This is a genomic window from Phytohabitans aurantiacus (assembly GCF_027923225.1).
Lineage (GTDB): Bacteria > Actinomycetota > Actinomycetes > Mycobacteriales > Micromonosporaceae > Phytohabitans > Phytohabitans aurantiacus.
Window position 1 is genome coordinate 1 of sequence record NZ_BSDI01000059.1, and the last position, 24511, is coordinate 24511.

General features: G+C 71.2%; 22 protein-coding genes and 1 pseudogene. 13 read left to right on the plus strand and 10 right to left on the minus strand.

The window, feature by feature from the left end; genetic code table 11:
- Positions 1-298 precede the first annotated feature (298 nt).
- From QMG73_RS37905 to mshC, 5 genes are read left to right on the plus strand one after another with little or no spacing between them, the layout of a single operon-like run.
- On the plus strand, positions 299-1789 hold the full coding sequence (locus QMG73_RS37905) for a cutinase family protein (RefSeq protein WP_281903813.1): 1491 nt from the start codon (positions 299-301) through the stop codon (positions 1787-1789).
- Between the two features lie 24 nt (positions 1790-1813).
- Complete coding sequence (locus tag QMG73_RS37910) at positions 1814-2509, plus strand: MSMEG_4193 family putative phosphomutase (protein WP_281903815.1); 696 nt, start codon at positions 1814-1816, stop codon at positions 2507-2509.
- 40 nt (positions 2510-2549) lie between these two features.
- Entirely contained in the window at positions 2550-3134 is a 585-nt protein-coding gene (locus tag QMG73_RS37915) for a DUF3090 domain-containing protein (protein WP_281903816.1), read from the plus strand.
- Complete coding sequence (locus QMG73_RS37920) at positions 3131-3946, plus strand: SCO1664 family protein (RefSeq protein WP_281903817.1); 816 nt, start codon at positions 3131-3133, stop codon at positions 3944-3946. The genes QMG73_RS37915 and QMG73_RS37920 overlap by 4 nt, the downstream gene beginning before the upstream one ends.
- Positions 3947-3964: 18 nt before the next feature.
- Positions 3965-5194: a cysteine--1-D-myo-inosityl 2-amino-2-deoxy-alpha-D-glucopyranoside ligase gene (gene mshC, locus QMG73_RS37925; protein ID WP_281903819.1), complete on the plus strand. Its 1230-nt coding sequence runs from the start codon at positions 3965-3967 to the stop codon at positions 5192-5194.
- Positions 5195-5366: 172 nt separating this feature from the next.
- On the opposite strand, the gene QMG73_RS37930 is transcribed toward mshC, so the two are convergent.
- Positions 5367-6158 (minus strand): GntR family transcriptional regulator, encoded by a 792-nt coding sequence (locus tag QMG73_RS37930; protein WP_281903820.1) that lies wholly within the window; start codon positions 6156-6158, stop codon positions 5367-5369.
- 54 nt (positions 6159-6212) lie between these two features.
- On the minus strand, positions 6213-7082 hold the full coding sequence (locus tag QMG73_RS37935) for a PAC2 family protein (protein ID WP_281903821.1): 870 nt from the start codon (positions 7080-7082) through the stop codon (positions 6213-6215).
- Between the two features lie 150 nt (positions 7083-7232).
- On the opposite strand from QMG73_RS37935, the gene metH reads away from it, so the two are divergent.
- The 4 genes and pseudogenes from metH to QMG73_RS37950 all read left to right on the plus strand — a co-directional run bounded on the left by metH (position 7233) and on the right by QMG73_RS37950 (position 12420).
- A complete protein-coding gene (gene metH, locus QMG73_RS37940) occupies positions 7233-10736 on the plus strand; it encodes a methionine synthase (protein ID WP_407676912.1) in 3504 nt (1167 codons plus the stop codon).
- A 257-nt stretch (positions 10737-10993) separates the two neighbouring features.
- A pseudogene (locus QMG73_RS46515) lies at positions 10994-11104 on the plus strand (DUF2510 domain-containing protein); the annotation flags it as partial.
- A 21-nt stretch (positions 11105-11125) separates the two neighbouring features.
- Positions 11126-11725: a hypothetical protein gene (locus tag QMG73_RS37945; RefSeq protein ID WP_281903823.1), complete on the plus strand. Its 600-nt coding sequence runs from the start codon at positions 11126-11128 to the stop codon at positions 11723-11725.
- 2 nt (positions 11726-11727) lie between these two features.
- Entirely contained in the window at positions 11728-12420 is a 693-nt protein-coding gene (locus tag QMG73_RS37950) for a neutral zinc metallopeptidase (RefSeq protein WP_281903852.1), read from the plus strand.
- Positions 12421-12443: 23 nt separating this feature from the next.
- Here QMG73_RS37950 and QMG73_RS37955 read toward each other — a convergent pair whose 3' ends face one another.
- Positions 12444-12920 (minus strand): hypothetical protein, encoded by a 477-nt coding sequence (locus tag QMG73_RS37955; RefSeq protein WP_281903824.1) that lies wholly within the window; start codon positions 12918-12920, stop codon positions 12444-12446.
- Complete coding sequence (locus tag QMG73_RS37960) at positions 12917-13684, minus strand: hypothetical protein (protein WP_281903825.1); 768 nt, start codon at positions 13682-13684, stop codon at positions 12917-12919. Before QMG73_RS37960 ends, QMG73_RS37955 begins: the two co-directional genes overlap by 4 nt.
- Before the next feature lie 136 nt (positions 13685-13820).
- On the opposite strand from QMG73_RS37960, the gene QMG73_RS37965 reads away from it, so the two are divergent.
- Positions 13821-14468, plus strand: coding sequence for an HAD family hydrolase (locus QMG73_RS37965; protein WP_281903853.1), 648 nt, complete (start codon positions 13821-13823; stop codon positions 14466-14468).
- Positions 14469-14622: 154 nt separating this feature from the next.
- Here QMG73_RS37965 and QMG73_RS37970 read toward each other — a convergent pair whose 3' ends face one another.
- Positions 14623-15954, minus strand: coding sequence for a serine/threonine-protein kinase (locus QMG73_RS37970; protein WP_281903826.1), 1332 nt, complete (start codon positions 15952-15954; stop codon positions 14623-14625).
- A 125-nt stretch (positions 15955-16079) separates the two neighbouring features.
- Here QMG73_RS37970 and QMG73_RS37975 point away from each other — a divergent pair, with 125 nt between their 5' ends.
- The 3 genes from QMG73_RS37975 to QMG73_RS37985 all read left to right on the plus strand — a co-directional run bounded on the left by QMG73_RS37975 (position 16080) and on the right by QMG73_RS37985 (position 17952).
- Positions 16080-16328 carry an SCO4226 family nickel-binding protein gene (locus QMG73_RS37975; RefSeq protein ID WP_281903827.1) on the plus strand — a complete coding sequence of 83 codons (249 nt, stop codon included), beginning with the start codon at positions 16080-16082 and terminating at the stop codon, positions 16326-16328.
- 123 nt (positions 16329-16451) lie between these two features.
- Positions 16452-17084 carry a hypothetical protein gene (locus QMG73_RS37980; protein WP_281903828.1) on the plus strand — a complete coding sequence of 211 codons (633 nt, stop codon included), beginning with the start codon at positions 16452-16454 and terminating at the stop codon, positions 17082-17084.
- Between the two features lie 49 nt (positions 17085-17133).
- Positions 17134-17952, plus strand: a complete 819-nt coding sequence (locus tag QMG73_RS37985; protein WP_281903829.1) for a class F sortase — start codon at positions 17134-17136, stop codon at positions 17950-17952.
- A gap of 56 nt (positions 17953-18008) precedes the next feature.
- Here the strand turns inward: QMG73_RS37985 and QMG73_RS37990 are convergent, their stop codons facing one another.
- The 5 genes from QMG73_RS37990 to QMG73_RS38010 all read right to left on the minus strand — a co-directional run bounded on the left by QMG73_RS37990 (position 18009) and on the right by QMG73_RS38010 (position 24468).
- Complete coding sequence (locus QMG73_RS37990) at positions 18009-20558, minus strand: ABC transporter permease (RefSeq protein WP_281903830.1); 2550 nt, start codon at positions 20556-20558, stop codon at positions 18009-18011.
- Positions 20559-21278: an ABC transporter ATP-binding protein gene (locus QMG73_RS37995; protein WP_407676913.1), complete on the minus strand. Its 720-nt coding sequence runs from the start codon at positions 21276-21278 to the stop codon at positions 20559-20561. It lies immediately after the preceding gene.
- A 369-nt stretch (positions 21279-21647) separates the two neighbouring features.
- Positions 21648-22325, minus strand: coding sequence for a response regulator (locus QMG73_RS38000; RefSeq protein WP_281903833.1), 678 nt, complete (start codon positions 22323-22325; stop codon positions 21648-21650).
- 13 nt (positions 22326-22338) lie between these two features.
- Positions 22339-23544 carry a sensor histidine kinase gene (locus QMG73_RS38005; protein ID WP_281903835.1) on the minus strand — a complete coding sequence of 402 codons (1206 nt, stop codon included), beginning with the start codon at positions 23542-23544 and terminating at the stop codon, positions 22339-22341.
- A 9-nt stretch (positions 23545-23553) separates the two neighbouring features.
- Positions 23554-24468 (minus strand): RecB family exonuclease, encoded by a 915-nt coding sequence (locus QMG73_RS38010; RefSeq protein WP_281903836.1) that lies wholly within the window; start codon positions 24466-24468, stop codon positions 23554-23556.
- Between the last annotated feature and the right edge of the window lie 43 nt (positions 24469-24511).

Sequence of the window (24511 nt, forward strand, 5' to 3'; positions counted from 1 at the left end):
AAACCTAGGCCAGGCAACGGCGTGCCCCAATCACCAACCCGACCCCAACCCACACATCGGGGCGAAGAGCCGTGCATTCGCCCTTGATCGGCGGAGAGAGGCGGCGCGCTGCGCGGAGAGGGGCGCGCGAGCGCGCTGCGCGGAGAGGGACGCTGCGGGAGCGCGCGGCGGGGAGTGGGCGCGCGGAGGGAGCGCAGCGCGGAGGGCCGGGTTGGTGTATCGGTGACAGGTTTGGGTGGGGATTGGCGCGGCGCTGTCGATGTCGGTGGGCCTGGTCGCGGATAGCTTGCGTCGGGTGATGAGGGTGAGGCGCGGTGGGCTGCTGACCTTGGGAGGCGTCGTACTGTGCGCCGCGCTGCTGGCCTGGTCCGGCCTCCCAGCCGCGGACGCCGCGAGCACCGCGCCCGCCACCACCAACGCCGCGCCCGGCCCTGCGCACGAAGGCGCCAGCGGCACCGCGCCCGGGAGCGCCGGCACGCCAGCGCCCGCGAGCGGCTGTGCTTTCACGCGACCTGTCACCGATCCCGTGACCGGGGTGACGTACACGGTGCCGGTCAACAATCCGACGGACTGCCCGGCTGACCGGGGCGCCGCGGATCCCTTTGTGCCCGTCGAGCGTGACGGCGGCCAGGTTGTCTTTCCTCGCCCCGCCACCGTCGAACCGGGCTTCGCCGCGCTGCCGCGTCGGCTGGCGTCGTGTGCGCCGATCGTCATGTACTCGGTGCGCGGGACCCGGGAGAATTTTAATACCGACCGGGTCGCCGAAGGGCAGCCGCGATTCTGGAGCAAGCATGGGCTCGCGTCCGATCGCGGGCTGGGCATGACCGGGTTCGCTTTGCTGGAGAGGCTGCGCGCCGTCGAGCCGGCCGGTGCCGTCGACGCGTACTCCGCCTACTATCCCGCGGCACCGACCTCGTTCGGGATCAACCTGATCAACGCGGGGACGGTGGCGCAGGTGTACCGGGGCAGCGTCGCCGCCGGCGTGGCGGAGGCGGTGCGCGAGCTCAACCAGATCAACGCCGACTGTCCTGGCTCGCGGGTGCTGCTGACCGGGTTCTCCCAAGGGGCCGAGGTGATCCGGCGGGCGCTCGCATCGCCGTTCCTGTCCGCCTCGATCGCCAGTCCGCGGCTGCTGGCGATTGTCTTCGGCGACCCCAACTTCGACCCCCGCGAGGCGAACGTGCCGGGGGCGCCGGGGTACGACCCGGCACGGGCCGCCGTCATTCTCAACGGCTCGTTCGACCCGACCCGGACCGGCCTCGGGGACTTCCTCGAACCGGTGATCCCCGTACCGCCGCCGCTGCCGGCGCGGTTCACCGTCGCGTCGTGGTGCCACGCGAAGGATGTCGTCTGCCAGGGGGAGGGTGACAGCGGGCCGCACTCGTCGTACAGCCGGCAGGATGTGGACGCCGCCGCCTATCTGGCCGCGCACCATTTCGCCACCACCGGAGGGCCGGCTGCCACGTCGGCGACCCCGGTCGCGTTCCCGATCGACGCGCGCTGCCTGGGGGACGCGGACCGGACCACCGAGATCAGGATCAGGCTCGCCAGCGCCGGCGGTGCGGTCGACGTGGTCGGCACGGTCACCCCGGCGGGCGCCCCGATCGCGTCGAGTGTCGCTGAAGGCGCGCAGGTGATCCTGACCCACCGCGTACCCGCCGTCGACGGCCAGCGTCGCTTTCTCGTCGAGGTGACCCGGGCCGGCCTGCCCAACCGGGACGCGATCACCCGCGAAGGCCGCAACCCCGACATCCTCCTCTACACCGCCTTCTACGACCACGAGTGCTAACCGCGGGTCGTAGGCTGGGGCACCGTGGCGACTGTCCTGCTTCTGCGACATGGGCGAACTACCGCTAACGCCGACGGTGGCCTCGCCGGCCGGCGGCCGGTCGAGTTGGACGACACCGGGCGCGCGCAGGCGGCCGCCGTGGGGGAGCGGCTGAAGGCGGTACCGCTCGCGGCGGTGGTCACCAGCCCGCTGATCCGGTGCCGGCAGACCCTGGACATCGCGCTGCCCGCCGCCGAGCCGCACGCCGAGGACGGGCTGATCGAGTGCGGGTACGGGGAGTGGGAGGGGCAGCCGCTCAAGAAGCTGGCCAAGGATCCACTGTGGCCCGTCGTACAGCAGCACCCGAGCGCGGCGGTCTTCCCGGGCGGGGAGGCGATGGCCGACATGGCGGCGCGCGCGGTCGCGGCGGTGCGCTCCTGGGATGCCCGGGTCACCGCCGAGCACGGTCCGCACGCCGTCTGGCTGGCCTGTAGCCACGGCGACGTGATCAAGGCGATCGTCGCTGACGCGCTGGGCGTACACCTGGATCTGTTTCAAAGGATCGTGGCCGACCCGGCGTCGCTGACCGCGATCAGCTACACGCCGACCAGGCCGTTCCTGCTTCGCCTGAACGACACGGGCGGTGACCTCGCCGGACTGGTCCCGCCGAAGCGGCGCCGCGCGCGGCGGCCAAAGGCCGCCAGCTCGGACGCCGCTGTCGGTGGCGGCGGTGGTCGATAGCACTGCGCGCACGACGCGCTCGACAGATAGGGTTCTAGGTATGACCCACCAGGTTCACGCCTTCGAGCCGCCGGAGCGGTTCGTCGCTGGCACCGTGGGTCCGCCGGGGGAGCGGACGTTCTTTCTCCAGGCGCGTGGCGGGGGCCGGCTGGTCAGCGTCGCGCTGGAGAAGGTCCAGATGACGTTGCTGGCGGAGAAGCTCGAGGAACTGCTCGCCGAGGCGCACCGCCGCTTCGGCGCCGACCTGCCCGAGCCGCCGCCGGCACTGTCCGACAACGAGCCGCTGGAGACGCCCGTCGACGAGGAGTTCCGGGTCGGGACGCTCGGGCTGGCGTACGACGTCGACACCGCCACCGTCGTGATCGAGGCGATCGCGGCGGGCGAGGCCGAGGTGGAGCTGGAGCTCGGCGGCCCTGGCGATGACAGCGATGACGCTGATGATGACGAGGAGGTCGACGACGACCTCGACCGGCTGCGGGTCCGGCTGACCCCGGCCGCGACGCGGGCGTTCATCGACCGGGCCCGCCGGGTGCTCGCCGCCGGGCGGCCGCCGTGCCCGCTGTGTGGCCAGCCGCTCGACCCGCGCGGCCACCTGTGCCCGCGGCACAACGGCTACCACCGGTGACCGTCGAGACCTCGCCTGTGCTCGACGAGAACGACGCCCTACGACTGCTCGAACACGGGTCGTTCGAGATCGAGGGCCGGTTGGTCGACGCCTCCAACACGACGCTGCGCGCCTTCCTCACCCTCGACGGGGTGACGGCCCGGTGCGTCTACAAGCCGGTGCGCGGCGAACGGCCGCTGTGGGACTTCCCGGACGGGACGCTCGCCGGGCGCGAGGTCTCCGCTTACCTCGTTTCCCGCGAGACCGGCTGGGATCTGGTACCGCCAACGGTGCTGCGCGATGGGCCGCTGGGCGAGGGCGCCTGCCAGCTGTGGATCGACGAGCCCGAAGACGGTGAGGCGCTGGTCGGGTTCGTGCCTGCGTACGAGCTGCCGGCCGGCTGGTTCCGGATCGCGGCGGCGCGCGACGACGATGGCACCGCGTACGCGCTCGCGCACGCCGACGACCCGCGGCTGGCCCGGCTCACCGTCTTCGACGCGGTCATCAACAACGCCGACCGCAAGGGCGGTCATGTGCTGATGGGCGAGGGCGGCCGGGTGTACGGGGTCGACCACGGCGTCTGCTTCAACGTCGACGACAAGCTGCGTACGGTGCTGTGGGGCTGGACTCGCAAGCGGCTGCCCGACGAGGCGGTGGAGACACTCGTTTCGCTGGAGAAGGCCCTCGGGGGAGGGCTCGGCGAGCGGCTCGCGCCTCACTTGACGGCGGCCGAGATTGGGCGAACGCGGAAGCGGGTTTCCGCGTTGCTGTCGACCCGGCGCTTCCCGGACCCTCCCGAGGACTGGCCCGCGGTTCCGTGGCCGCCGATCTGAGCTGGATACTCTTGGCCCATGGATTCCTGGATCGGGCACGAGGTGCCGCGGCTGCCGGGCGGTGGGCAGCCGCTCGCGTTGTTCGACTCGGCGCGCCGTGGCGTGCACCCCACCGCAGTTTCGGGCCCGGCCACGATATACGTGTGCGGCATCACACCGTACGACGCGACGCACCTGGGTCACGCCGCCACGATGATCACGTTCGACCTGGTGCAGCGGATGTGGCGAGACGCCGGCCGCCCGGTCACGTACGTCCAGAATGTCACCGACATCGACGACCCGCTGCTGGAGCGCGCCGCCCGCGACGGTGAAGACTGGGTCGTACTCGGCATGCGCGAGACCGCACTCTTCCGTGAAGACATGGAGGCGCTGCGGATCATCCCGCCCCAGCACTATGTCGGCGCGGTCGAGTCGATCCCGGCGATCGTGGCGAAGGTGGCCACCCTGCTCGACGAGGGCGCCGCGTACCGCCTCGACGAAGACGTGTACTTCGACATCGCCTCGACGCCCCGGTTCGGGTACGAGTCAAACTTGACCCGCGAGCAGATGCTCGCCTTCGCGGCCGAGCGCGGCGGCGACCCGGAACGCCCCGGCAAGCGCGACCCGCTCGACCCGCTGCTGTGGCGCGGCGCCCGCGACGGCGAGCCCGCCTGGGACGGCGGCCCGCTCGGGCCCGGCCGCCCGGGCTGGCACATCGAGTGCGCCTCCATCGCCCTCGACCTGCTCGGCGCCACGATCGACGTCCAGGGCGGCGGCAACGACCTGATCTTCCCCCACCACGAGTGCTCCGCCGCCCACGCCGAGCGCCTGACCGGCGAGGCCCCGTTCGCGGCGCACTACGTGCACGCCGGGATGATCGGGCTCGACGGCGACAAAATGTCAAAATCGAAGGGCAACCTGGTCTTCGTATCCCGGCTGCGCGCCGACCACGTCGACCCGATGGCGCTGCGCCTCGCGCTCGTCGCCGACCACTACCGCGCCGACCGCCAGTGGACCGACGACCTGCTCAAGACCGCCGAGCAACGCCTGGGCCGCTGGCGCGAAGCCGCCGCCGCGTCCCAGGGACCGTCGGCCGCCGACCTGCTGGCCGGCCTCCGCACGCGACTGGCCGACGACCTGGACACGCCGGGCGCCCTGGCCCTGCTCGACACCTGGGCCGACGCCACGCTGGCCGGCGCCGGCGACGACGCTTCGTCGCCAGCCCTCTTCGCGAGCGCCGTCGACGCCCTCCTAGGCGTCCACCTCTAGCCCACCAGTTGCGGCGCGCGGCGCGCCCGCTCTCGCCGTCGATCAAGGGCAAATGCACGCGCTTCGATCTCAATTCCGCGTGTATTCGCCCTTGATCGACGCGGATGTCCTTGATCGGCGGGCGCCCGTGCGCCGCCGGGCGGCGGGCGCCGTGGTCCGGCGGGCGCGGTGTTCAGGCCAGGGCCATGCCCGGGTCGGGGTCCGGGTCTGGGGTCGGTCCTGGGATCTTGTACTCCTCCGTCAGCGTCGTCATCGGGCCAGGCCACGTCGCCTGAGAGACCTCCACCGGTTTGTGGCCCGGGTCGAAGGCCACATGCAGGAGGTGGAGCACCGGCGTGTCGGGGCGGATCTGGAGGATCTCCGCCTCCTCCCGGCTCGGCTGGCGCGCGCTGAGCGTGTCGGTCGCCGACGCGTACCGCCGGCCGATCGCCTCCTCGGCCTCCTGGTAGAGCGGCCGGCCGAACGCCTCCCGCCGCTCCAGTGACGTACCCGCCGCGTCCTCCACCCGGAACCACGACGCGCCCACCTCGACCGGTACGTCCTCGGTGCGCACGACGTGCCGCCGGACGACCAGTTCCGTGCCGTCCCGTACCCCGAACGCGTCCGCCACCTCCGCCGGCGCCGGCGCCCGGCCGACCTCGACCAGGTGCTGCCGGTACCGCGCCGCGAGATCGGCGTGATACCCGCGGAACCCGCCGTACCGCCCGCGCGAGAGACGGTTGAGCCGCCGCTTGGTGCCGCGCACGTAGGTGCCCGAGCCCGGCTTGGTGATCAGCAGGCCCTCGACGCGGAGCTGGTCGACGGTGCGCTGGACGGTCTGCTTCGCCACCCCGAACATCTCGGCGATCGCCGGGATGGACGGCAGCCGCTCGCCGGGCGCCCAGTCGCCCCGCCGGATCCGCTCCCGCAACTGATCCGCGATCTGCCGATGGGGGAACTCAGCAGCTCCAGGATTGATGCTCATAGCAGACTAGGATGCTTTACGGGCCGTGGGGCCCGCAGCCCGACACGCGAAGCTTTACCAGGAGCCGGCTGTCGGGCCGGCGGAGCCGCCGCGGCGACGGAGGTACTTCTCGAACTCCTGGGCGATCTCGTCGCCCGTCAGCGGCTGGATCCCCGCGTCGCCCACGCGCTCCTCCAGCTCCCGCACGTACTCGCCCAACTCCGCGTCCTGCTCAGCCGCCGTGCGCACCCGCTGCTCCCACTCGGCGGCTTCCTCGGCGAGGTCGGCCATCGGTACCGGCAGGTCGAGCACGTCTTCGATCCTGTGTAGCAGCGCCTGCGTCGCCTTGGGGCAGGGCGGGTTGTTGGCGTAGTGGGGCACGTGCACCCAGAACGACACCGCGTCGACCTCGGCGGTCGTGCACGCGTCCTGGAGCACGCCGACGATGCCGGTCGGCCCGTCGTACCGCGTCGGCGTCAACTGGTACCGCTCGGCCGCCGTCTTGTCGGACGCCGTGCCGCTGATCGGCAGCGGCCGCGTGTACGGCACGTCGGCGAGCAGCGCGCCGAGCAGCACCACGCGGTTGACCTCGAGGCTGTGGCAGAGCTCCAGCACCTGCTCGCAAAATGTGCGCCAGCGCATGCTCGGCTCGATGCCACGGATGAGCACGACGTCGCGGTCGGTGCCGGGCGGGCTGGCCACCATGAAGCGGGTGGTCGGCCACTCGATCCGGCGCGTCTCGCCCTCGGCCATCGTGATCGTGGGACGGCTCACCTGGAAGTCGTAGAAGTCCTCCGGGTCGAGCGCCGCCACCTGGCGCGCTTCCCACACCTGTTCCAGATGCTCGACCGCGGCCGTGGAAGCGTCGGCCGCGTCGTTCCACCCCTCGAACGCGGCGATCGCCACGGGGGATCGCAGCACCGGCAACCCGTCAAACTCGGTCACGAAAGCCAGCCTACGTTGCCGAGCCGAGCTGAGCCCGGTGGCCAAGCCTGTCGGGCGGGTCGCGAGGCCGGGTGGGAGGTTGGTGTGAGGCTAGGTGGGCGCGCTTCGCGCTCGATCGGGGAACGATAGCCTTGGACGGTGCCGACTTCGTTGATCGACGCCCTCGCCGACCGCATCCTCATCGCCGACGGCGCGATGGGCACCATGCTGCAAGCCGCTGACCTGGACGTTGATGACGACTTCCAGGGTCTTGAGGGCTGCAACGAGGTGCTCAACGTGACCCGCCCGGACGTTGTCAGGGGGGTCCACGAGGCATACCTGGAAGCCGGCGCCGACTGCGTCGAGACGAACACGTTCGGCACGAACCTGGCAGCGCTCGGTGAATATGACATCCCGCATCGCATCCGCGAGCTGGCCGAGGCGGGCGCCCGGATCGCCCGGGAGGCCGCCGACCGGCACTCGACGCCCGATCGACCGCGGTTCGTGCTGGGCTCGATCGGCCCGGGCACCAAGCTGCCGACGCTGGGCCACGCGCCGTACGCCGCGCTCCGCGACGCGTACCAGGAAAACGCCGCCGGCCTGATCGTCGGTGGCGCCGACGCGCTGATCGTCGAGACCTGCCAGGACCTGCTCCAGACCAAGGCCGCCGTGATCGGCTCGCGGCGGGCGATGGCCGACATCGGCCGCACGATCCCGCTGATCTGCCACGTCACGGTCGAGACCACCGGCACGATGTTGCTGGGCAGCGAGATCGGCGCCGCGCTGACCGCGCTGGAGCCGCTGGGCATCGACCTGGTCGGGCTGAACTGCGCGACCGGCCCGGCCGAGATGACAGAGCATCTGCGGTACCTGTCGCAGCACGCCCGCGTGCCGCTGTCGGTCATGCCCAACGCGGGCCTGCCGGAACTGACCGCCGACGGCGCCCGGTACCCGTTGACGCCGGACGAACTGGCGGAGGCCCTCGATCGCTTCGTCAACGAGTACGGCGTCTCCCTGATCGGCGGTTGTTGCGGGACGACGCCCGCGCACATCCGGGCGGTCTCAGACCGGTTGCGCGGCGCGGCCGCAGGCCCGCGCTCTCCGGAGGTCGACGCCGGCGTCGCCTCGCTGTACCACCACGTGCCGTTCGCCCAGGACGCGAGCGTGCTGATGGTCGGCGAGCGCACCAACGCCAACGGTTCGAAGGCGTTCCGCGAGGCGATGCTGGCCGGTGACTACCAGGCGTGCGTTGAGGTCGCCCGCGGTCAGGCCCGCGACGGTTCGCACCTGCTCGACCTGTGCATCGACTACGTGGGCCGCGACGGCGCGCAGGACATGCGCGAGCTCGCGGGCCGGTTCGCCACCGCCTCCACGCTGCCGATCATGCTCGACTCCACCGAGCCGAACGTGATCGAGGCCGGCCTGGAGATGCTCGGCGGCCGGTGCGTGGTCAACTCGGTCAACTTCGAAGACGGCGACGGTCCCGAGTCGCGATACGCGCGGATGATGCCGATCGTCAAGGAGCACGGCGCCGCCGTGGTCGCGCTGACCATCGACGAGGAGGGCCAGGCGCGCACCGCCGAGTGGAAGGTCCGGGTCGCGTCCCGCCTGATCGACGACCTGACCGGCCGCTGGGGCCTGCCGGTGTCGGACATCCTGGTCGACTGCCTGACGTTCCCGATCTCGACCGGCCAGGAGGAGACCCGCCGCGACGGCATCGAGACGATCGAGGCGATCCGCCAGATCTCCCAGCTGTACCCGGGCATCAACTTCACGCTCGGCATCTCCAACGTGTCGTTCGGCCTCAACGCCGCCGCCCGCCAGGTGCTCAACTCCGTGTTCCTGCACGAGTGCGTGCAGGCCGGCCTGACCAGCGCGATCGTGCACGCCAGCAAGATCCTGCCGATGTCGAAGATCGCCGACGAGCAGCGCGAGGTCGCCCTCGACCTGGTCTACGACCGGCGCCGCGAGGGCTACGACCCGCTGCAGCGCTTCATCGAACTGTTCGAGGGCGTCGACGTCGCCTCGGCGCGGGCGACCCGGGCACAGGAGTTGGCGGGCCTGCCCCTCGACGAACGCCTCAAGCGCCGCATCATCGACGGCGAGCGCACCGGCCTGGAGGCCGACCTCGACGCGGCGCTCGTCGACAAGAGCGCGCTGGCGATCATCAACGACATCCTGCTCGACGGCATGAAGGTGGTCGGCGAGCTGTTCGGCTCCGGCCAGATGCAGCTGCCGTTCGTGCTCCAGTCCGCCGAGGTCATGAAGACCTCCGTGGCCTACCTCGAACCGCACATGGACAAGGCCGACGACGGCGGCAAGGGCCGCATCGTGCTGGCCACCGTGCGCGGCGACGTGCACGACATCGGCAAGAACCTGGTCGACATCATCCTGTCCAACAACGGCTACGAGGTCGTCAACATCGGCATCAAGCAGCCGATCAACGCGATCCTCGACGCCGCCGAGCAGCACAACGCCGACGCGATCGGCATGTCCGGCCTGCTCGTCAAGAGCACGGTCATCATGAAGGAAAACCTGCAGGAGATGGCCACCCGCGGCGTCGCCGACCGCTGGCCGGTGCTGCTGGGCGGTGCCGCGCTCACCCGCGCGTACGTCGAGGACGACCTGCGGTCCATGTTCGCCGGCGAGGTGCACTACGCGCGCGACGCGTTCGAGGGCCTGTCCCTCATGGAGCGGGTCATGGCCGCGAAGCGCGGCGAGGCCCCGCTGGTCGACCCCGCGCGCGAAGAGGCACTCGCCGCACGGCGGGCGCGGCGCGAGCGCCAGCGGGCCATCGTCAGCGAGTCCCTGCCCGATCTCAATGATTCGTCGGTACGGTCAGACGTGGCGACCGATGTCGACACGCCGGCACCGCCGTTCTTCGGCACCCGCGTGATCCGCGGCATCCCCCTCGCCGACTACTCGGCGCTGCTGGACGAGCGGGCCACCTTCCTCGGGCAGTGGGGCCTGCGCGGCAGCCGTGGCGGCTCCGGACCGTCCTATGAGGAGCTTGTCGAGACCGAGGGCCGGCCGCGCCTGCGATACTGGCTCGACCGCCTGATCTCCGACAAGGTCCTCGAAGCGGCCGTGGTCTACGGCTACTTCCCGGCGTACTCGGAGGGCAACGACCTGGTCGTGCTCGACGAAAACGGGCACGCCGAGCGGGCCCGGTTCACGTTCCCGCGGCAGCGCCAGGAGCGCCGCCTGTGCCTGGCCGACTTCTTCAAGCCGCGCGGCTCCTCCCTTGATGTGGTCGCTCTCCAACTCGTCACGATCGGTCACCCGGTCAGCGAGTACACGGCGAAGATGTTCGCCCGCAACGAATACCGCGACTACCTCGAGGTGCACGGCCTGTCCGTCCAGCTCACCGAGGCCCTGGCGGAGTACTGGCACAAGCGGATCCGCGCCGAGCTGGTCCTGCCCGGTGGCGGCACCGTTGCCGACACCGACCCGACCGACCTGGCCGGCCTCCTGCGCACCGACTACCGCGGCTGCCGGTACGCGTTCGGCTACCCGGCCTGCCCCGACTTGGAAGACCGCGCGAAGATCGTCGACCTGCTCGGCGCCGACCGCATCGGCGTCCAGCTGTCCGAGGAGTTCCAACTGGTCCCCGAGCAGGCCACCGACGCCATCGTCGTCCACCACCCGGAAGCGTCCTACTTCAACGCGAAATAACCGCCGCCCACCCACCCGTCGCGCGGCCCGCGCGCGCTGCGCGCCGCGCGCCGCGCGCCCCGACGTCCGCCGATCAAGGGCGAATGCACGTGGTTGAATCTCTTATCCGCGTGCGTTTGCCCTTGATCGATGGGAATGGCCTTGATCGGCGAGGGCCGGTGGTCGCTCGTTCGTGAGTCGGATCGGCGACTCAGGGCGGCATTTCGGGCGTTCGCGCGTATCTTTCCCTTCGACGAGCGCGTCGTTGGAGCGTGGAGATGCCCGCACCGCCCAGACAGCCGCCCGGGTGGTACCCAGACCCGGGGCACCGGGGAATGCTGCGCTACTGGACGGGTACAACGTGGACTAACCGGACGGCGCCGATGCGTCCGGCACCGCCTCTGCCGCCGATGCCCGCTGCTCCTCTGGCGCCACCGGCCTCCGCCCCACCCGCCGGGCCGGGACCGGTGAAGCGAGGCTGGGGCTGCCTCACGTCGCTCGGCCTCGGCGGGCTGGCGCTGCTGTTCGCGATCGTCGTCGCGGTGGTCGCGATCTCGCGCGGCCAGGAGGTCAAGAGCGTCGACGCCAGCGGCAAAATCGAGTTCTACAGCGCGAAGGGCGGCGAGTACTCCGCCGAGGAGATCGCCGACCGGCAGACCGCACTGGAGAAGGAACTCGCCGAGGTCAAGGAGCAGGCGGAGTCCCGCGCGGGTACCACCAACGTGGCCCCGCCACCCGTCAGCCTCACCGGCACCTGGCAGGGCGCCGACGGCGTCGCACAGTATGACCTCCAGCAGTACGGCACGTACGTCGTCGTGCAGGAGCGCACCGTCTACGGGATCACCGCCGTCGGGCAGGGCACCTTCGACGGCCAGCATCTGGAGCTGAGCTACCAGGCGTTCAACTACACCACCGGCCAGGCGTCGCTCGACCTCGTGGATGACCGCACGCTTTCTGGGTACTTCAACAACAGCATGTACGGCCAGAGCCCGGCGACCCTGCGGCGGTGACGATGCGATCGTGGTTCCTCGTGTTGCCGGCGGTCCTGCTTGCCTCGGGATGCCTCGTCGGGCCCGCCGAAGACCCCGCCGCCCCGGCGGAGCCGCCGTCCGGTTCGGTGGCTCCGGGCGAGCAGGAAGACGGCACGATGAGCGTCGACGAGTTCCAGCGCGACATCGAGGGCGCCGTCGACGTCGCCGAGGAGTACTGGGACCAGCGCGTCGAAGGCTTCCAGCCGATCAAGCGGATCATCGCGTACCAGCGCGACGGTGAGATCGAATGCGGCGGCCAGCCCTTGACCCGCAACAACGCCGCCTACTGCTCGGCTGGCGACTTCATCGCGTACGACGTCAACTGGGCGGTGGCCGCCTTCCGCCAGATCGGCGACGCGTTCATCTTCTACCTTCTCGGCCACGAGTACGCGCACGGCATCCAGGTGCGGCTCGGCATCGAGTACCGGTTCACGATCCAGCAGGAGCTCCAAGCCGACTGCATGGCTGGCGCGTACATGGGCGACTCCGTGCGGGCCAAGGCCCTGCGCCTGGACGACGGCGACATCGACGAGCTCCAGAAGGGGTTGCTGGCGGTCGGTGACGATCCGGGACAGCCGTGGTTCGCACCGAATGCGCACGGCACCGCCGAGCAGCGCACCGACTCGTTCTTCAGCGGCTACCAAAAGTCCCTGGACGCCTGCAGCCTCCGCTGACCGGCACCCGTGAGCGGAGGCGCCTAGCCGAGCAGGGCGTCGCGATGCTGCCAGGCCAGGTGCAGGCAACTCGCCCCGGCCGGCGCGAGCCGCCGTCCTTCGATGAGACCGCGGATCTCCGGCCACGTGAAGGGTCGCGTCTCGATCGTTTTGTCCCGTACGGCGATGGTGCCTTCGTCGTTCACGCGGACGAAGCCGCGCCGCAGGTGGTCGAAGAGCGGTGCTTCGAAGACCGCGACGGTCAGGATCTCGTCCCACAAGGTGAGCGCGTCGAGACCCACACCGAGCAGCGACACGGTGAGGCGGCCGTCCTCGCGCGCGCCGTCAAGCGTGAGGAATGGCTCGTTCATGTAGTCGACTGGCCGTTCGTATCCGCTGTGCTCCGGGTTGCCGAGCAGTTCTTCGGAGAACTCCCGCATGATGTTTCGCCAGAGATCGAAGTCCGCTTTTTCGCTGTCGCGGTACTGGCTGGACGGCTGGAAGGCGCCCGAGGGAATCACCTGGAGAAGGTTTCCCGCGATGGCAACCTTTCTGGGATCGCGTCGATGGAGGATGAATTCTGGGGCGTTCGGCGAATTTCTGATCGGACGAGTCGCGGTGTGCTGGTCCGGCGTGCGCCCGAAGGGTGGAAGTAGGCACGTGCCGTCTCGTGCGCCACGGCCTCGCAGACGTCGAGCGCCTCGAAGTAGCTGGTCGGGCCGAATGCCAGGTCTCGTGCCCCTGGACCGACGTCGAGCAGGCGCCAGCTGAACCTGCTCTCGAACCGCTGCGGCCGGTCGAGGTCCATCATCGCGTAGGTGTACTTGGGATACCACCGGCTGCTGGAGACCGGCGGGCGCGCGTGAACGCTCTCCGACTCCGCGCCGGATATCAACGGCGCCGGGGCCCGCTTGCGGTAGGTGAGGGTGATGGACGACAGGTCCAGCGGCCTTCCCGGGATCCAGGCGGGTGCTGTGATCAGTCCGGTATCGGCCAGCTCCAGTCGCGACCCGTACAGCGCGGCGCCGGCGTGCGCGAGGTGCCCGCGTTGTCCATTGAGGACGCGGCGCGTCGCCACCCATTCGCGCTGTGCCTCGGACACCTTTCCGTTGACGATGTGCTCCACGCTCTCCTCTGTCTTTGTGCCGGCGATCCGCCCGCTGCCGATATGCGGAAACCGGCGGGAGGCAATGGCCACGCCGATCGCGACTACCAGCGAACTCAGCGCGATGTAGAAGGAGAATACGCTCGCGACCTTGTCCGCTCGGTCGAGCCCCAAGAGCACGAAGAAGACGGCGGAAACGGCGACGAGAAGGAGCGAAACGGCGGGAGGGGTGAGGGATGGGCCACAGGAGGAGGGCAGGTCGGTGGGAGTCGGGGATGATCGGGGGGTGACCACGACGACCCCCCGACTGGCCGCCGTGCTCTTCGACATGGACGGCACGCTGGTCGACAGCGAACGCCTGTGGGACACCGCGCTCAGCGAGCTCGCCGCACACTACGGTGGTGCGCTGTCGGCGCAGGCCCGCATCTCCATGGTCGGCATGAATCCTGGCGTCTCCATGCGCATCCTGCACACCGACCTCGGTCAGGAGTGGCGCGATCCGGACGAGAGCTACCGCTGGGTGGAGCGCCGGATGACAGACCTCTTCCGCACCGGGCTGGTGTGGCGGCCGGGCGCGCTGGCGCTGCTGGAGGCGGTGCGCCGCGCGGGGGTGCCGACGGCGCTGGTCACGTCGACCGGGCGGCCGCTCGTCGACATCGCGCTCGACACGCTCGGCCGGGACAACTTCGACGTCGTGGTGGCGGGCGACGAGGTGCGCGCGCCGAAGCCGGATCCCGAGCCGTACCGGCGCGCGGCTGAACTGCTGGGTGTGCCGATCGAGCGGTGTGTCGCCATCGAGGACTCCCCGACGGGTGTGGCCAGCGCGCTCGCCGCCGGCGCCGCGGTGCTGGGCGTACCGAACGAGGTGCCGCTGGACGCCGCGGACGGCGTACACCTGCTGGAGAGCCTTACCGGCGCGGACCTGGACTTCCTCTCGGCCATGATCCTCAAGCCCGCACACTGAGACCGTCGCGGTCTCACCCTCCGCGCCCCCACAAACCCGCGGCCGTGACCGGTCGGCGAGGCGGCGGCCAGCGGAGAGCGTGACGACACGCGGTGGGTGAGGCCGCGGGAGCAACGGTCTTGCGCACGACGAACGTCGCGGTAGCTCAGAATTGTCAAGTGAGCAGCGGGCGCAGCAGGGCCCTCAGCTCGTCGGCGGTCTGCCGGTCGATGCGGCCCTTCTTGAGTTGCTCGTCGAGGTCTTTCGTCAGCTCGTTGGCCTGCTTGCGCACGTCGCGTTCGGGGCGGTCGCCGGCGGCTTCCTCGCGGAGCCGGTCGATGCGGTCGCGCAGTTTGCGGGCGGCTTCGGCGTCGATCCGGCCCGCGCCGAGCGCCGCGGTGACGGTGTTGTCGAGCGCGTTGATGACGGCCGTCGATCCGGTGGGCGACGGGCGCGGCGACGGCGGAGCGGCCGTGGTGGGGGAAGGCGACGGGCCGCCGCCGAGCCCGGACGGCTCGCCGGAACCGGACAGTAGCGCCGCGGCGATGATCGTCAACGCCAGTCCGATCGCGATGATCCCGCCGGCGAGCCCGGCGAGCAGCAACCTGTTGGCGCCGCCGCGGTCGGGCCGCGCCTCGACGAGCGTCGGCGGCGGCGGAGCGAGCGGGGGCGGCGAGATCGGCGCGTCGACGGTGGGAGCGGTGCGGACGAGTGCCGCGAGGCGCGACGCCGCCTCGTCGGCGCGCGGGCGGTCCGCTGGGTCGAAGGACATCAGGGCCTCGGACAGGGCCGCCACCTCTGGCGGGACGTCGAGCAGCGGGAGTGGCGTGGCGGCGGCCGCCTCGGCGAAGCTCATCACCAGGCTCGGCGGGCGCCGGGTCAGCGCCTCGTAGAGCACGACGCCGAGCGCGTACACGTCGCTGGCCGGCCTCGCGGCCGCGCCGGCCAGGACCTCCGGCGCGACGTACCCGGGTGTGCCCACCACCGTGCCCCGGTCGGGCTCGGGGCGGTCGACGAGCGCCGCGATCCCGAAGTCGAGAACCTTCGCGCCGCCGGCGGTGAGCATGACGTTTCCGGGTTTGATGTCGCGGTGCACGACGCCGAGCCGGTGGGCGGCGGCCAGCGCCGCCGCGACCTCGGAGGCCGTGCGGACGGCCTCCGGCCACGGCATCGGCGCGCGGCGCAGCCGGTCGGCCAGGCTCTCGCCGTCGACGAGCTCCATCACCAGGTACGGGGCGACGCCGCCACCGGGCAGCGGTGCCTCGCCGTAGTCGTAGACCTGGGTGACGTTCGGGTGGGCGAGCCGGGCGGCCGCTTTCGCCTCCCGCCAGGTGGCGGCGCGCAGCGTGCGGTCGCGGGAGAGCGAGCCGGCGAGCACCTTGACCGCGACCGGGCGTTCGAGAATCTGGTCGTCGGCGCGCCACACCTCCGCCATGCCGCCGAGCCCGATGCGTTCGACCAGCGTGAATCGGTCGTGGAGGCGCAGGCCCGGACGGAGCGGCGTCATGGTCACCAGTGTCCCCGCTCGGCGTCGTTCGCGCCGCACGAGGGGGTGCTCAAAAGCGACCATGACGGGCTGTGATCGTGCCTAGGCTGATTTCGAAGCTGGACTCAGCAGGGAGGGCAGGACAGATGGCCAAGTTCATGGACGTCCACCTGGGGATGGTGGGCATCACCAACGACCAGCTCAAGGAGGCGCACGAGGCCGACCTCGCGATCCAGTCCGAGGAGGGTGTGGTCTTCGAGCGCGCGTGGGCCGACCCGGCGGCCGGCGTCATCTACTGCCTCTCGGAGGCGCCCAACGAGGAGGCCGTCCGGCGTATCCACGAGCGGGCCGGCCACCCGGCAGACGAGATCCACCCGGTGCCCCTGGAGGTGTAGACCGCGACACGCCGAGGCCCTGACCAGCGAGAACCCTTCACTAGGCATACGCTTCGCGAAAATTGCCGGTTTTGCCTGGAGGGTGCTATGCGGGGGTCACGGCTGGTTCGTCTAGGTGCGGCGGTGGCCGCCGGTGTGCTCGCGATCGGGCCCGGCGGCCCCGCCTACGCGGCCGACACGATCGACATCAACCCGAGTCACCGCAACATACCCGCAGCGGACTTCGGCGCGCCGAACTGCGATCCGAACTTCGGCGGCGGGCCGTACCCCGGGCGGGACGTCTGGGTCTTCGTACTGCCGCAGCCGAACCAGCTCGGTGAGTTCACCTCGATCACGATCACCTTCAACACGCCGAACGGGCCGGTGAACCTGACGATCCCGGACGCCGACGACAGCGGCATCGCCGAGGACAACGGCGCCAGCAAGGCGTGGATCATCACGACGGCCGGCTGGACGATCAGCGACGCGTCCGCGAACATCACCGGCGAAGCGACGGAGGATCCGAACGGGCGGCGGGACACCTTCAACCTGACGCACACCTGCCCGGCCTCGTCGACACCGGGCCCGACGAACACGCCGCCCACCGCGGATGTCACGACGCCCGCGGTGGTGACGCCGAGCGGGGCGCCGGAGACCGGCGGTGGCGGCGGCCAGGAGACCGGCAACGTGGCCCTCGGCGCGGGCGCCATCGTGCTCGCCGGCGCGGCCGGCATCGGCCTGATCGCGGTGGCCCGGCGCCGTCGCGCGGACGGATAAGGAAGCTCCGGGGGACCGGGCTACCGGCCGTGGCGGGGAGGTGGGCGGGATGACGATCGGCGAGGGCCGGAAGGCCGCGTACGGCGTCGGCAGGCGACCCACCGCCCGGCTCGGCCGCGAGCGCGCCAAGCCCCCGGCTCGGGGCCGCCCGGAAGCCGTCCCGGCCGCTGTCCGGACCCAGGATCCGAGGCGGATGGTCTGGTGGGCCGCCGCCGCGGCCGCCGTCCTCGTCGCGAGCTGGGGAGTACAGCAGATCCGCTCCGGAACGGACGCGGTGGCGAGCGGTCCGCCTGCCCTGCCGGTACCCGCGCAGACCGGGGCGCCCGTACGCCAGTCCGACCTGCGGCAACTCGTCAATCCGGTACCGGTCGAACGGGCGGCCGCCCTGGACCGCTCGGCGCCCACGTCGATCGTGATCCCGTCGATCAACCTGCGAGCCGCGCTCGACGAGATCGGCATGCTTCCGGACGGCCGGATGGAGGTACCGCCCTACGAGCGGGCGCACCGGGCCGCCTGGTACCGGCTCGGCCCGTCACCGGGTGAGCGCGGCTCGGCGGTGATCGTCGGGCATGTCGACTCGAAGAAGGCCGTTGCCGTGTTCTGGTACCTGACCCGCGTCCAGCCCGGCGACCCGGTCGAGGTGATCCGGCAGGACGGCGACACGGCGGTGTTCACGGTCAGCTCGGTGGAGCAGTTCGCCAAGAGTCACTTCCCGTCCGACCGGGTGTTCGCCGACGTCGACGTACCGGTGCTGCGCCTGGTCACCTGCGGCGGCCCGTACGACGCGGACCGCCACGCGTACGCGGACAACGTCGTGGTGTTCGCGAGCATGACCGGCGTGCGGCCCGCGGGCTGGCAAGGCGGATAGCCCAAAGATGAGGGCCGGCCCGCGATCGCGGGCCGGCCCTCACCGGGGAGGCGGGACTACTCGTGTGCGATCGCGCGCAGCACGTCGAGCCGTGCGGCGCGGATAGCGGGCAGGACGGCGGCGACCACTCCGACGATCGCTGCCACACCAACGAAGAGTCCCATCTGGGCCCACGGGAGGACCAGGTCATCGATGCCCTGGTCTTTCAGCGCCCTTACCACGGAGGCGCCCAGCCCGGAGCCCACGACCACGCCGAGGATGGCGCCGAACATCGAGATGACGACGGCCTCGACGGTGACCATGCGCATGGTCTGCGCCCGGCGCAGGCCGATGGCCCGCAGCAGGCCCAACTCGCGGGTCCGTTCCAGCACCGACAGCGCCAGCGTGTTGACGATGCCGAGTACCGCGATGAGGATCGCGAGCGCCAGCAGGATCTGGATCATCTGCAGGACCCCGTCGAGGCTGCTGGTCTGCTGGTCGATGAACGTCGCCCGGTCGGCCACCGACACCTCGGGGCTGTTGGCCAGCAGCGCCTCGACCTGCGGCTGCACCTGCGCGACGGTCGTGCCCGGCGCCAGCTTCAGGTACGCCTGGGTCGGCTTCGGCACCGCGAAGTCCTTGGCCGCGGCGACCGGCAGCACGAACCCGCCGTACAGTTCGGACGCCTCGTAGATGCCCGACAGCGTGTACGTCTTGGCGTCGCCCCGCGTGGTCTGCACGGTCAGCGACTGTCCGACCGACAGCCCTTTGTCCTTGGCGGTGTCGGCGTCGACGAGCATCTGGTCGTCGCCGAGGCTGCTGATCGTGCCAGCGGTCGCCTTGGCGTGGTAGATGTCCGTCAGCGCGGCGACGTCACTGATCGCGGTCACGCCGTCGTTTTCACCGTTGATGACGGCCCGGTCCCAGTAGATGCCGGCCGTCTCCTGCACGCCGGGCAGCTTGGCGGCCTGGTCGAGCACCGCCGGGTCGAAGCTCGGCGGGCGCGGCCCGGTCTGCGTGCCGGAGATGACAAGCTCGGCGTCGATCGTGTTTTCCGCCAGCGAGGTGAAGCTGCTCTTGGCCGAGTCCAGGATCACCGTCACGCCGGTGACCAGCGCGATGCCCACCATGAGCGCGGCGGCGGTGATGGCGGTGCGGCGCGGGTTGCGGCCGGAGTTGAGCCGGCCCAGCTTGCCCGGCACCGACCAGGAGAAGAGCCGGCCGAGCAGCGCCACCACGGGCTTGCTGATCAGCGGCGTCAGCAGGGCCACCCCGATGAACGTCACCAGCACGCCGGCCAGAATCGTCCACAGTGTACTGTCGCCCGCGTTTCCGCTGAGGCCGAGCCCGAGCAGCGCGCCACCGATGGCACCGACCACCGCGCCGGCCACCGTGATCTTGGTGAGCGGGCGGTCGGGCGTCGCGACGTCCTGCATGGCCGCGACCGGCGGGATGCGCGAGGCGCGCAGAGCCGGTAGCACCGCCGCGATCACGGTGACGAACAGGCCGACCACGAAGGCGCTGATGACAGCCGCGAGCGGTATGCCCACCGAGGCCATCTGCAGCCCGCCGCCGAGCGACCCGAACGCGTACGCCAGCAGGGCGCCCACACCGACGCCGGCACCGAGCCCCAGCACCGAGGCGAGCAGGCCGATGACGATCGCCTCGACGAGCACCGAACCGATCATCTGGCCACGGCTGGCGCCGACGGCCCGCATCAGCGCGAGCTCGCGGGTGCGCTGCGCCACGATGATCGAGAAGGTGTTGAGGATCAGGAAGATCCCGACGAACAGCGCCACGCCGGCGAACCCGAGCAGGATGTTGTTGAAGAAGGCCAGCCCTTCCTTGAGGCTGTCGGACGCCTCGTCGGAGAGCTGCTGGCCGGTCTTCACCTCGTATCCGGTGCCGAGCTTCGTGGCGATCTCGTCACGCAGCTTCGTGTGCGATACGCCGCTGTCGGCCTTGACCGTGATGCCGGTGTAGACACCGGTCTCGCCGACCAGCAGCTGCTGAGCCGCCTTCTCGGTGAACGCGACCTCCTGGACACCGCCCAGGCTGTCCCGCCCGCCGCTGTAGCCGAAGATGCCGACCAGGGTGAACGGCTTCGCCGGTTCGAGCGTCTGCACCCGTACCTGGTCGCCGACCTTGATCTTCGCGGCGTCGGCCACCGTCACGTTGACGGCGATCTCGTTGTCGGCCGTCGGGCCGCGCCCCTCGCGCAGCTCGGTCAGGCCGTCTTCACCGGTCCACGCCTGGCCGATCTGCGGCGGCCCGAACGAGGTGAGCACCTTGCCGTTGCTGCCGATGACCTGGGCGCCGTCGGCGGCGACCGTGCCGGTGGCCTTGGCCACGCCCGGCACCGACCGCACCTCGTCGAGGACCGAGGCCGGGAACGGCGCCTGGACCTCCTCGCCCTCCATCTCGCTCATCTCGATCTTCGGCTTGGCCGCCACACCGACGTCGGTCTGCGAGTACGCGCTCGAGAACACGGCGTCGAACGAACGGCCCAGCGTGTCGGTGAGCACGAAGGCACCCGACACGAACATCACGCCCAGCACCACGGCCAGCCCGGACAGCACCAGGCGCAGCTTGCGGGCGAGCAGGCTCTTCAGGGTCGCGCGCAGCATCTACTCCGCCACCCCGACAGTGAGCACGTCGAGCCGCTTCATGGTGTCGAGGACCGCCTCCGGCGTCGGGTCGAGCAGCTCGGAGACGATCTGGCCGTCGGCGAGGAACACCACGCGGTCGGCGTAGGACGCGGCCACCGGGTCGTGGGTGACCATGACGATCGTCTGCCCGTACTCGCGGACCGAGCGCTTCAGGAAGCCCAGCACCTCGGCGCCCGAGCGGGAGTCGAGGTTACCGGTCGGCTCGTCCGCGAAGATGACCTCGGGCCGGGCGACCAGCGCGCGGGCGCACGCGACGCGCTGCTGCTGGCCGCCGGAGAGCTGGCTGGGCCGGTGGCCGAGCCGGTCGCGCAGCCCCACGGTCTCGATCACCGTGTCGAACCACGCCTGGTCGGCCTTGCGGCCGGCGATGGACAGCGGCAGCAGGATGTTTTCCTGCGCGGTCAGCGTCGGCAGCAGGTTGAACTGCTGGAAGATGAAACCGACCTTGTCGCGCCGCAGCTTCGTCAGGCCGGCGTCGCCGAGCCCCGTCACCTGCGTGCCGCCGATGAAGACCTGCCCCCGGGTGACCGCGTCGAGCCCCGCCAGGCAGTGCATCAGTGTGGACTTGCCGGAGCCAGAAGGCCCCATGATCGCCGTGAACCGGCCGCGCTCGAAGTCGGCCGTCACCCCCCGCAACGCGATGACCTGGGCCTCGCCCGAGCCATACACCTTCCACACGTCGCTCGCGCGGGCCGCCACGTGCGTGTCGCTCGCCGACGTCGCAGTCACTCTTCCCCCTCGTTTGAAACAAAATGGTCCGGCCGGGGTGTCGGCCCGGCCGGCAGCATTCATCGTGGGGGCCGCGGAAGCGAAAATCGTCCCTCCGCGGGCGGAACTGGAGACCCATCTTTCGGTGCGGGCCACCCCCGAGGCGCGCTCAGGGTCACCCCTGAGCGCGCCTGGCAAGATCTCGACGAGACCTTCCCCCGAACGCCGTCTTCACTCACGGTAGGTGCCCGAAGGGGCCGAGCCGTCGTGCTTCGGGAGAGTCTTCTGGTACGCCCACCGGGCGCCGCCTCCTCCACCTTGAGGAGGACAGCGGGGTACTCATGCGCCCGGCCGGACCAGCCCTGTCTCGTACGCCAGCACGACCGCCTGTACCCGGTCGCGGAGCCCGAGCTTGGTCAGCACGTGCCCGACGTGGGTCTTGATCGTCGTCTCGCTGACCGACAGCGCGGCCGCGATCTCGGCGTTCGACTGGCCCTTCGCCACCTGGATCAGCACCTCGCGCTCCCGCTCGGTGAGCGCGTCGAGCGCCTTCGGCGGCGTGGCCGACGGGTCGGGCAGCGAGTCGGCGAACCGGTCCAGCAGCCGCTTGAGGATGCGCGGTGCGACCACCGCCTCGCCCGCCGCGACCGTGCGGATCGCCACCACGAGATCCTCCGCCGGCACGTCCTTGGCGAGGAAGCCGCTCGCGCCCGCCCGCAGCGCCCCGACGACGTACTCGTCGAGGTCGAACGTGGTCAGGATCAGCACCCGGACAGGCAGCCGCGCGTCGACGATCGAGCGGGTCGCGGCCACCCCGTCCATGCGGGGCATCCGGATGTCCATGAGCACCACGTCGGGCAGCAGCCGGCGGGCCAGGTCGACCGCCTCGGCGCCGTCGCCGGCCTCGCCGACGATGTCGAGGTCGTCTTCGGCGCCCAGCACCATGCGGAACCCCGTGCGCAGCAACGGCTGGTCGTCTGCCAGCAGGATCCGTACCGGCCGGTCCTCGGTCGACATATGTGGCCCCCCGTCAGCTCTGTTCCATCGGGATCTTCGCGTACACCCGGAAACCGCCGCCCGGGCGGGGGCCGGTGCGCAGCGTCCCGCCGTACAGGGCGACCCGCTCCCGCATCCCGACCAGGCCGTGGCCGACGCGGTCGGAGCCCGGTGTCGGGCCGCGCCCGGTGTCGAAAATCTCGACGATGAGCCAGTACACGCCGAAGCTGAGCCGGACCTGCGCGGTGGCCGCGCCCGCGTGCTTGAGCGCGTTGGTCAGCGCCTCCTGGACGATACGGTAAATGGTCAGCGCCACGCCCGGTGCCAGCGAGCCGGGCGAGCCGTCGACCCGCAGGGACACCGGCAGCCCGGCCTCCCGCACCTGTTCGACCAGCGTCTCGATGCCCGCGAGCCCGGGCTGCGGCGCGAGGTCGGCGGCCGGCTCGGCCTCGGTGCGCAGCACGTCGAGCAGGCGTCGCATCTCGCGCAGCGTCGTGCGGCTGGTGTCTTCGATCGTGCTGAGCGCCTCGTCGGCGGCGTCCGGGTCGCGGCGCAGCACCCGCCGGGCGCCGGTGGCGAGCACGCCCATCACGCTCACGTGGTGCGCCACCATGTCGTGCAGCTCGCGGGCGATCCGCCGCCGCTCCTCGGCGACCGCCTGCTCGGCGAGGGCGCGCTGGTTCTCCTCGGCCGTCCGGGCGCGCTCCTCCAGGGCCTGGGTGGAGGTGCGGCGCGCGTGCACGGTGCGGCCGATGAAGAAGCACACCATCCCGAGCAGCCCGTTGAGGAACATGATGTAGCCGGTCGACATGTCATCGGGCTTGGCCGCGTCGGGGGTCAGCGCGTTGACCCCGATCACGGGCAGCCACAACACGGCCAGGGCCAGCACCGCGCGGCGCAGCGGGAAGTGGGCGGCCGTCGAGTACGTCAGCACGACGATCGCCACCACGATGGTCACCGGCTGGATCGTGGCCACGGCGCCCGCGATCAGCGCCGCCGTGGTCAGGACGACCGACACCCAGGGAGCCACGCGGCGCAACGCGATGGGTACCGCGCACAGGACGCTGCTCGCGACGGCCACCGCCCACCCGCGCTCGCGCATGTCGGCCGGGCCGGTGGCGACGAGGATCAGCTCGATCGCCACGGCGGCCGCCGCGAGCAGCGCGTCACCCCGCAACGACCGCCGTCCATGCGGCCCCAGGGGCAGCATGCCCGCCCAGTGCGGCACCGCGATCGCCATGAGGCGAAACTATCCGGTAACCGGAGGTGTGCCTTCCTCGCTGGTGGTGAGGCGGTCATCCTCCCCGAGGAGGAGGGGCTGTGCGCCCGTCTCCGCACCGGTCTCGCCGGCCGCCTTCGCACCCGGCTCGGGGAACGGTGGCGGGGTGCCGCCGAACGTGGGGCACAGCGCCTGGTGGCTGCACCAGTCGCACAGCCGGCTGGGCTTGGGGCGGAAGTCGCGGGTGGCCGTCGCCTGCTCGATCGCCCGCCACAGCGCCAGCAGCGTGCGCTCGAAGCGGGCCAGCTCCTCGGCGTCGGGGGAGTAGTCGCAGATCTCCTGATCCCGCAGGTACAGCAAGCGGAGCACACGGGGCACGACGCCGCGGGTGCGCCACAGCACCAGCGCGTAGAACTTGAGCTGGAACAGCGCCCGCGCCTCGAACGCCTCGCGCGGCGCCCCGCCGGTCTTGTAGTCGACCACCCGCAGGTCGCCCGCCGGCGACACGTCGAGACGGTCGACGTAGCCCCGGATCAGGAGCTGCTCGTCGACCAGGGTGGCGATGAGGGTCTCCCGCTCGGCGGGCTCCAGCCGGCGCGGATCCTCCACAGTGAAGTATCCGTCGAGGAGCTCGCGCGTCGACGCGAAGAACTCCTCGCCGCCCTCGGTGACCAACTCGGCCAGGTCGGGCGCCTCGGCCACGAGGCGCTCCCACTCCGGGGTCACGAGGCCGGCGGCCGCGGCCGGCACCCGCTCGGCGGCCGGCAGGTCGAACAGCCGCTCCAGCACCGCGTGCACGAGCGTGCCGCGGGCCTGGTCGGAGGTGGGGCGCTCGGGCAGCCGGTCGATGGTGCGGAAGCGGTAGAGCAGGGGACAGGTCTTGAAATCGGCCGCGCGTGAGGGAGAGAGGGTCGGATACCGAACTTCTTGCTCCACCACCGTCATAGGGCAAAGGCTATGGCACCCGTATGACAGTTCGGCGCGCCGC

What these genes read in the sequence shown, in the direction of transcription:
- QMG73_RS37905 (WP_281903813.1), top strand. Translation starts at nt 299, where the DNA reads ATGAGGGTGAGGCGCGGTGGGCTGCTGACCTTGGGAGGCGTCGTACTG.
- QMG73_RS37915 (WP_281903816.1), top strand. Translation starts at nt 2,550, where the DNA reads ATGACCCACCAGGTTCACGCCTTCGAGCCGCCGGAGCGGTTCGTCGCT.
- mshC (WP_281903819.1), top strand. Translation starts at nt 3,965, where the DNA reads ATGGATTCCTGGATCGGGCACGAGGTGCCGCGGCTGCCGGGCGGTGGG.
- QMG73_RS37930 (WP_281903820.1), bottom strand. Translation starts at nt 6,158, where the DNA reads ATGAGCATCAATCCTGGAGCTGCTGAGTTCCCCCATCGGCAGATCGCG.
- QMG73_RS37945 (WP_281903823.1), top strand. Translation starts at nt 11,126, where the DNA reads ATGCCCGCTGCTCCTCTGGCGCCACCGGCCTCCGCCCCACCCGCCGGG.
- QMG73_RS37950 (WP_281903852.1), top strand. Translation starts at nt 11,728, where the DNA reads ATGCGATCGTGGTTCCTCGTGTTGCCGGCGGTCCTGCTTGCCTCGGGA.
- QMG73_RS37970 (WP_281903826.1), bottom strand. Translation starts at nt 15,954, where the DNA reads ATGACGCCGCTCCGTCCGGGCCTGCGCCTCCACGACCGATTCACGCTG.
- QMG73_RS37975 (WP_281903827.1), top strand. Translation starts at nt 16,080, where the DNA reads ATGGCCAAGTTCATGGACGTCCACCTGGGGATGGTGGGCATCACCAAC.
- QMG73_RS37985 (WP_281903829.1), top strand. Translation starts at nt 17,134, where the DNA reads ATGACGATCGGCGAGGGCCGGAAGGCCGCGTACGGCGTCGGCAGGCGA.
- QMG73_RS37990 (WP_281903830.1), bottom strand. Translation starts at nt 20,558, where the DNA reads ATGCTGCGCGCGACCCTGAAGAGCCTGCTCGCCCGCAAGCTGCGCCTG.
- QMG73_RS38000 (WP_281903833.1), bottom strand. Translation starts at nt 22,325, where the DNA reads ATGTCGACCGAGGACCGGCCGGTACGGATCCTGCTGGCAGACGACCAG.
- QMG73_RS38005 (WP_281903835.1), bottom strand. Translation starts at nt 23,544, where the DNA reads ATGGCGATCGCGGTGCCGCACTGGGCGGGCATGCTGCCCCTGGGGCCG.
- QMG73_RS38010 (WP_281903836.1), bottom strand. Translation starts at nt 24,468, where the DNA reads ATGACGGTGGTGGAGCAAGAAGTTCGGTATCCGACCCTCTCTCCCTCA.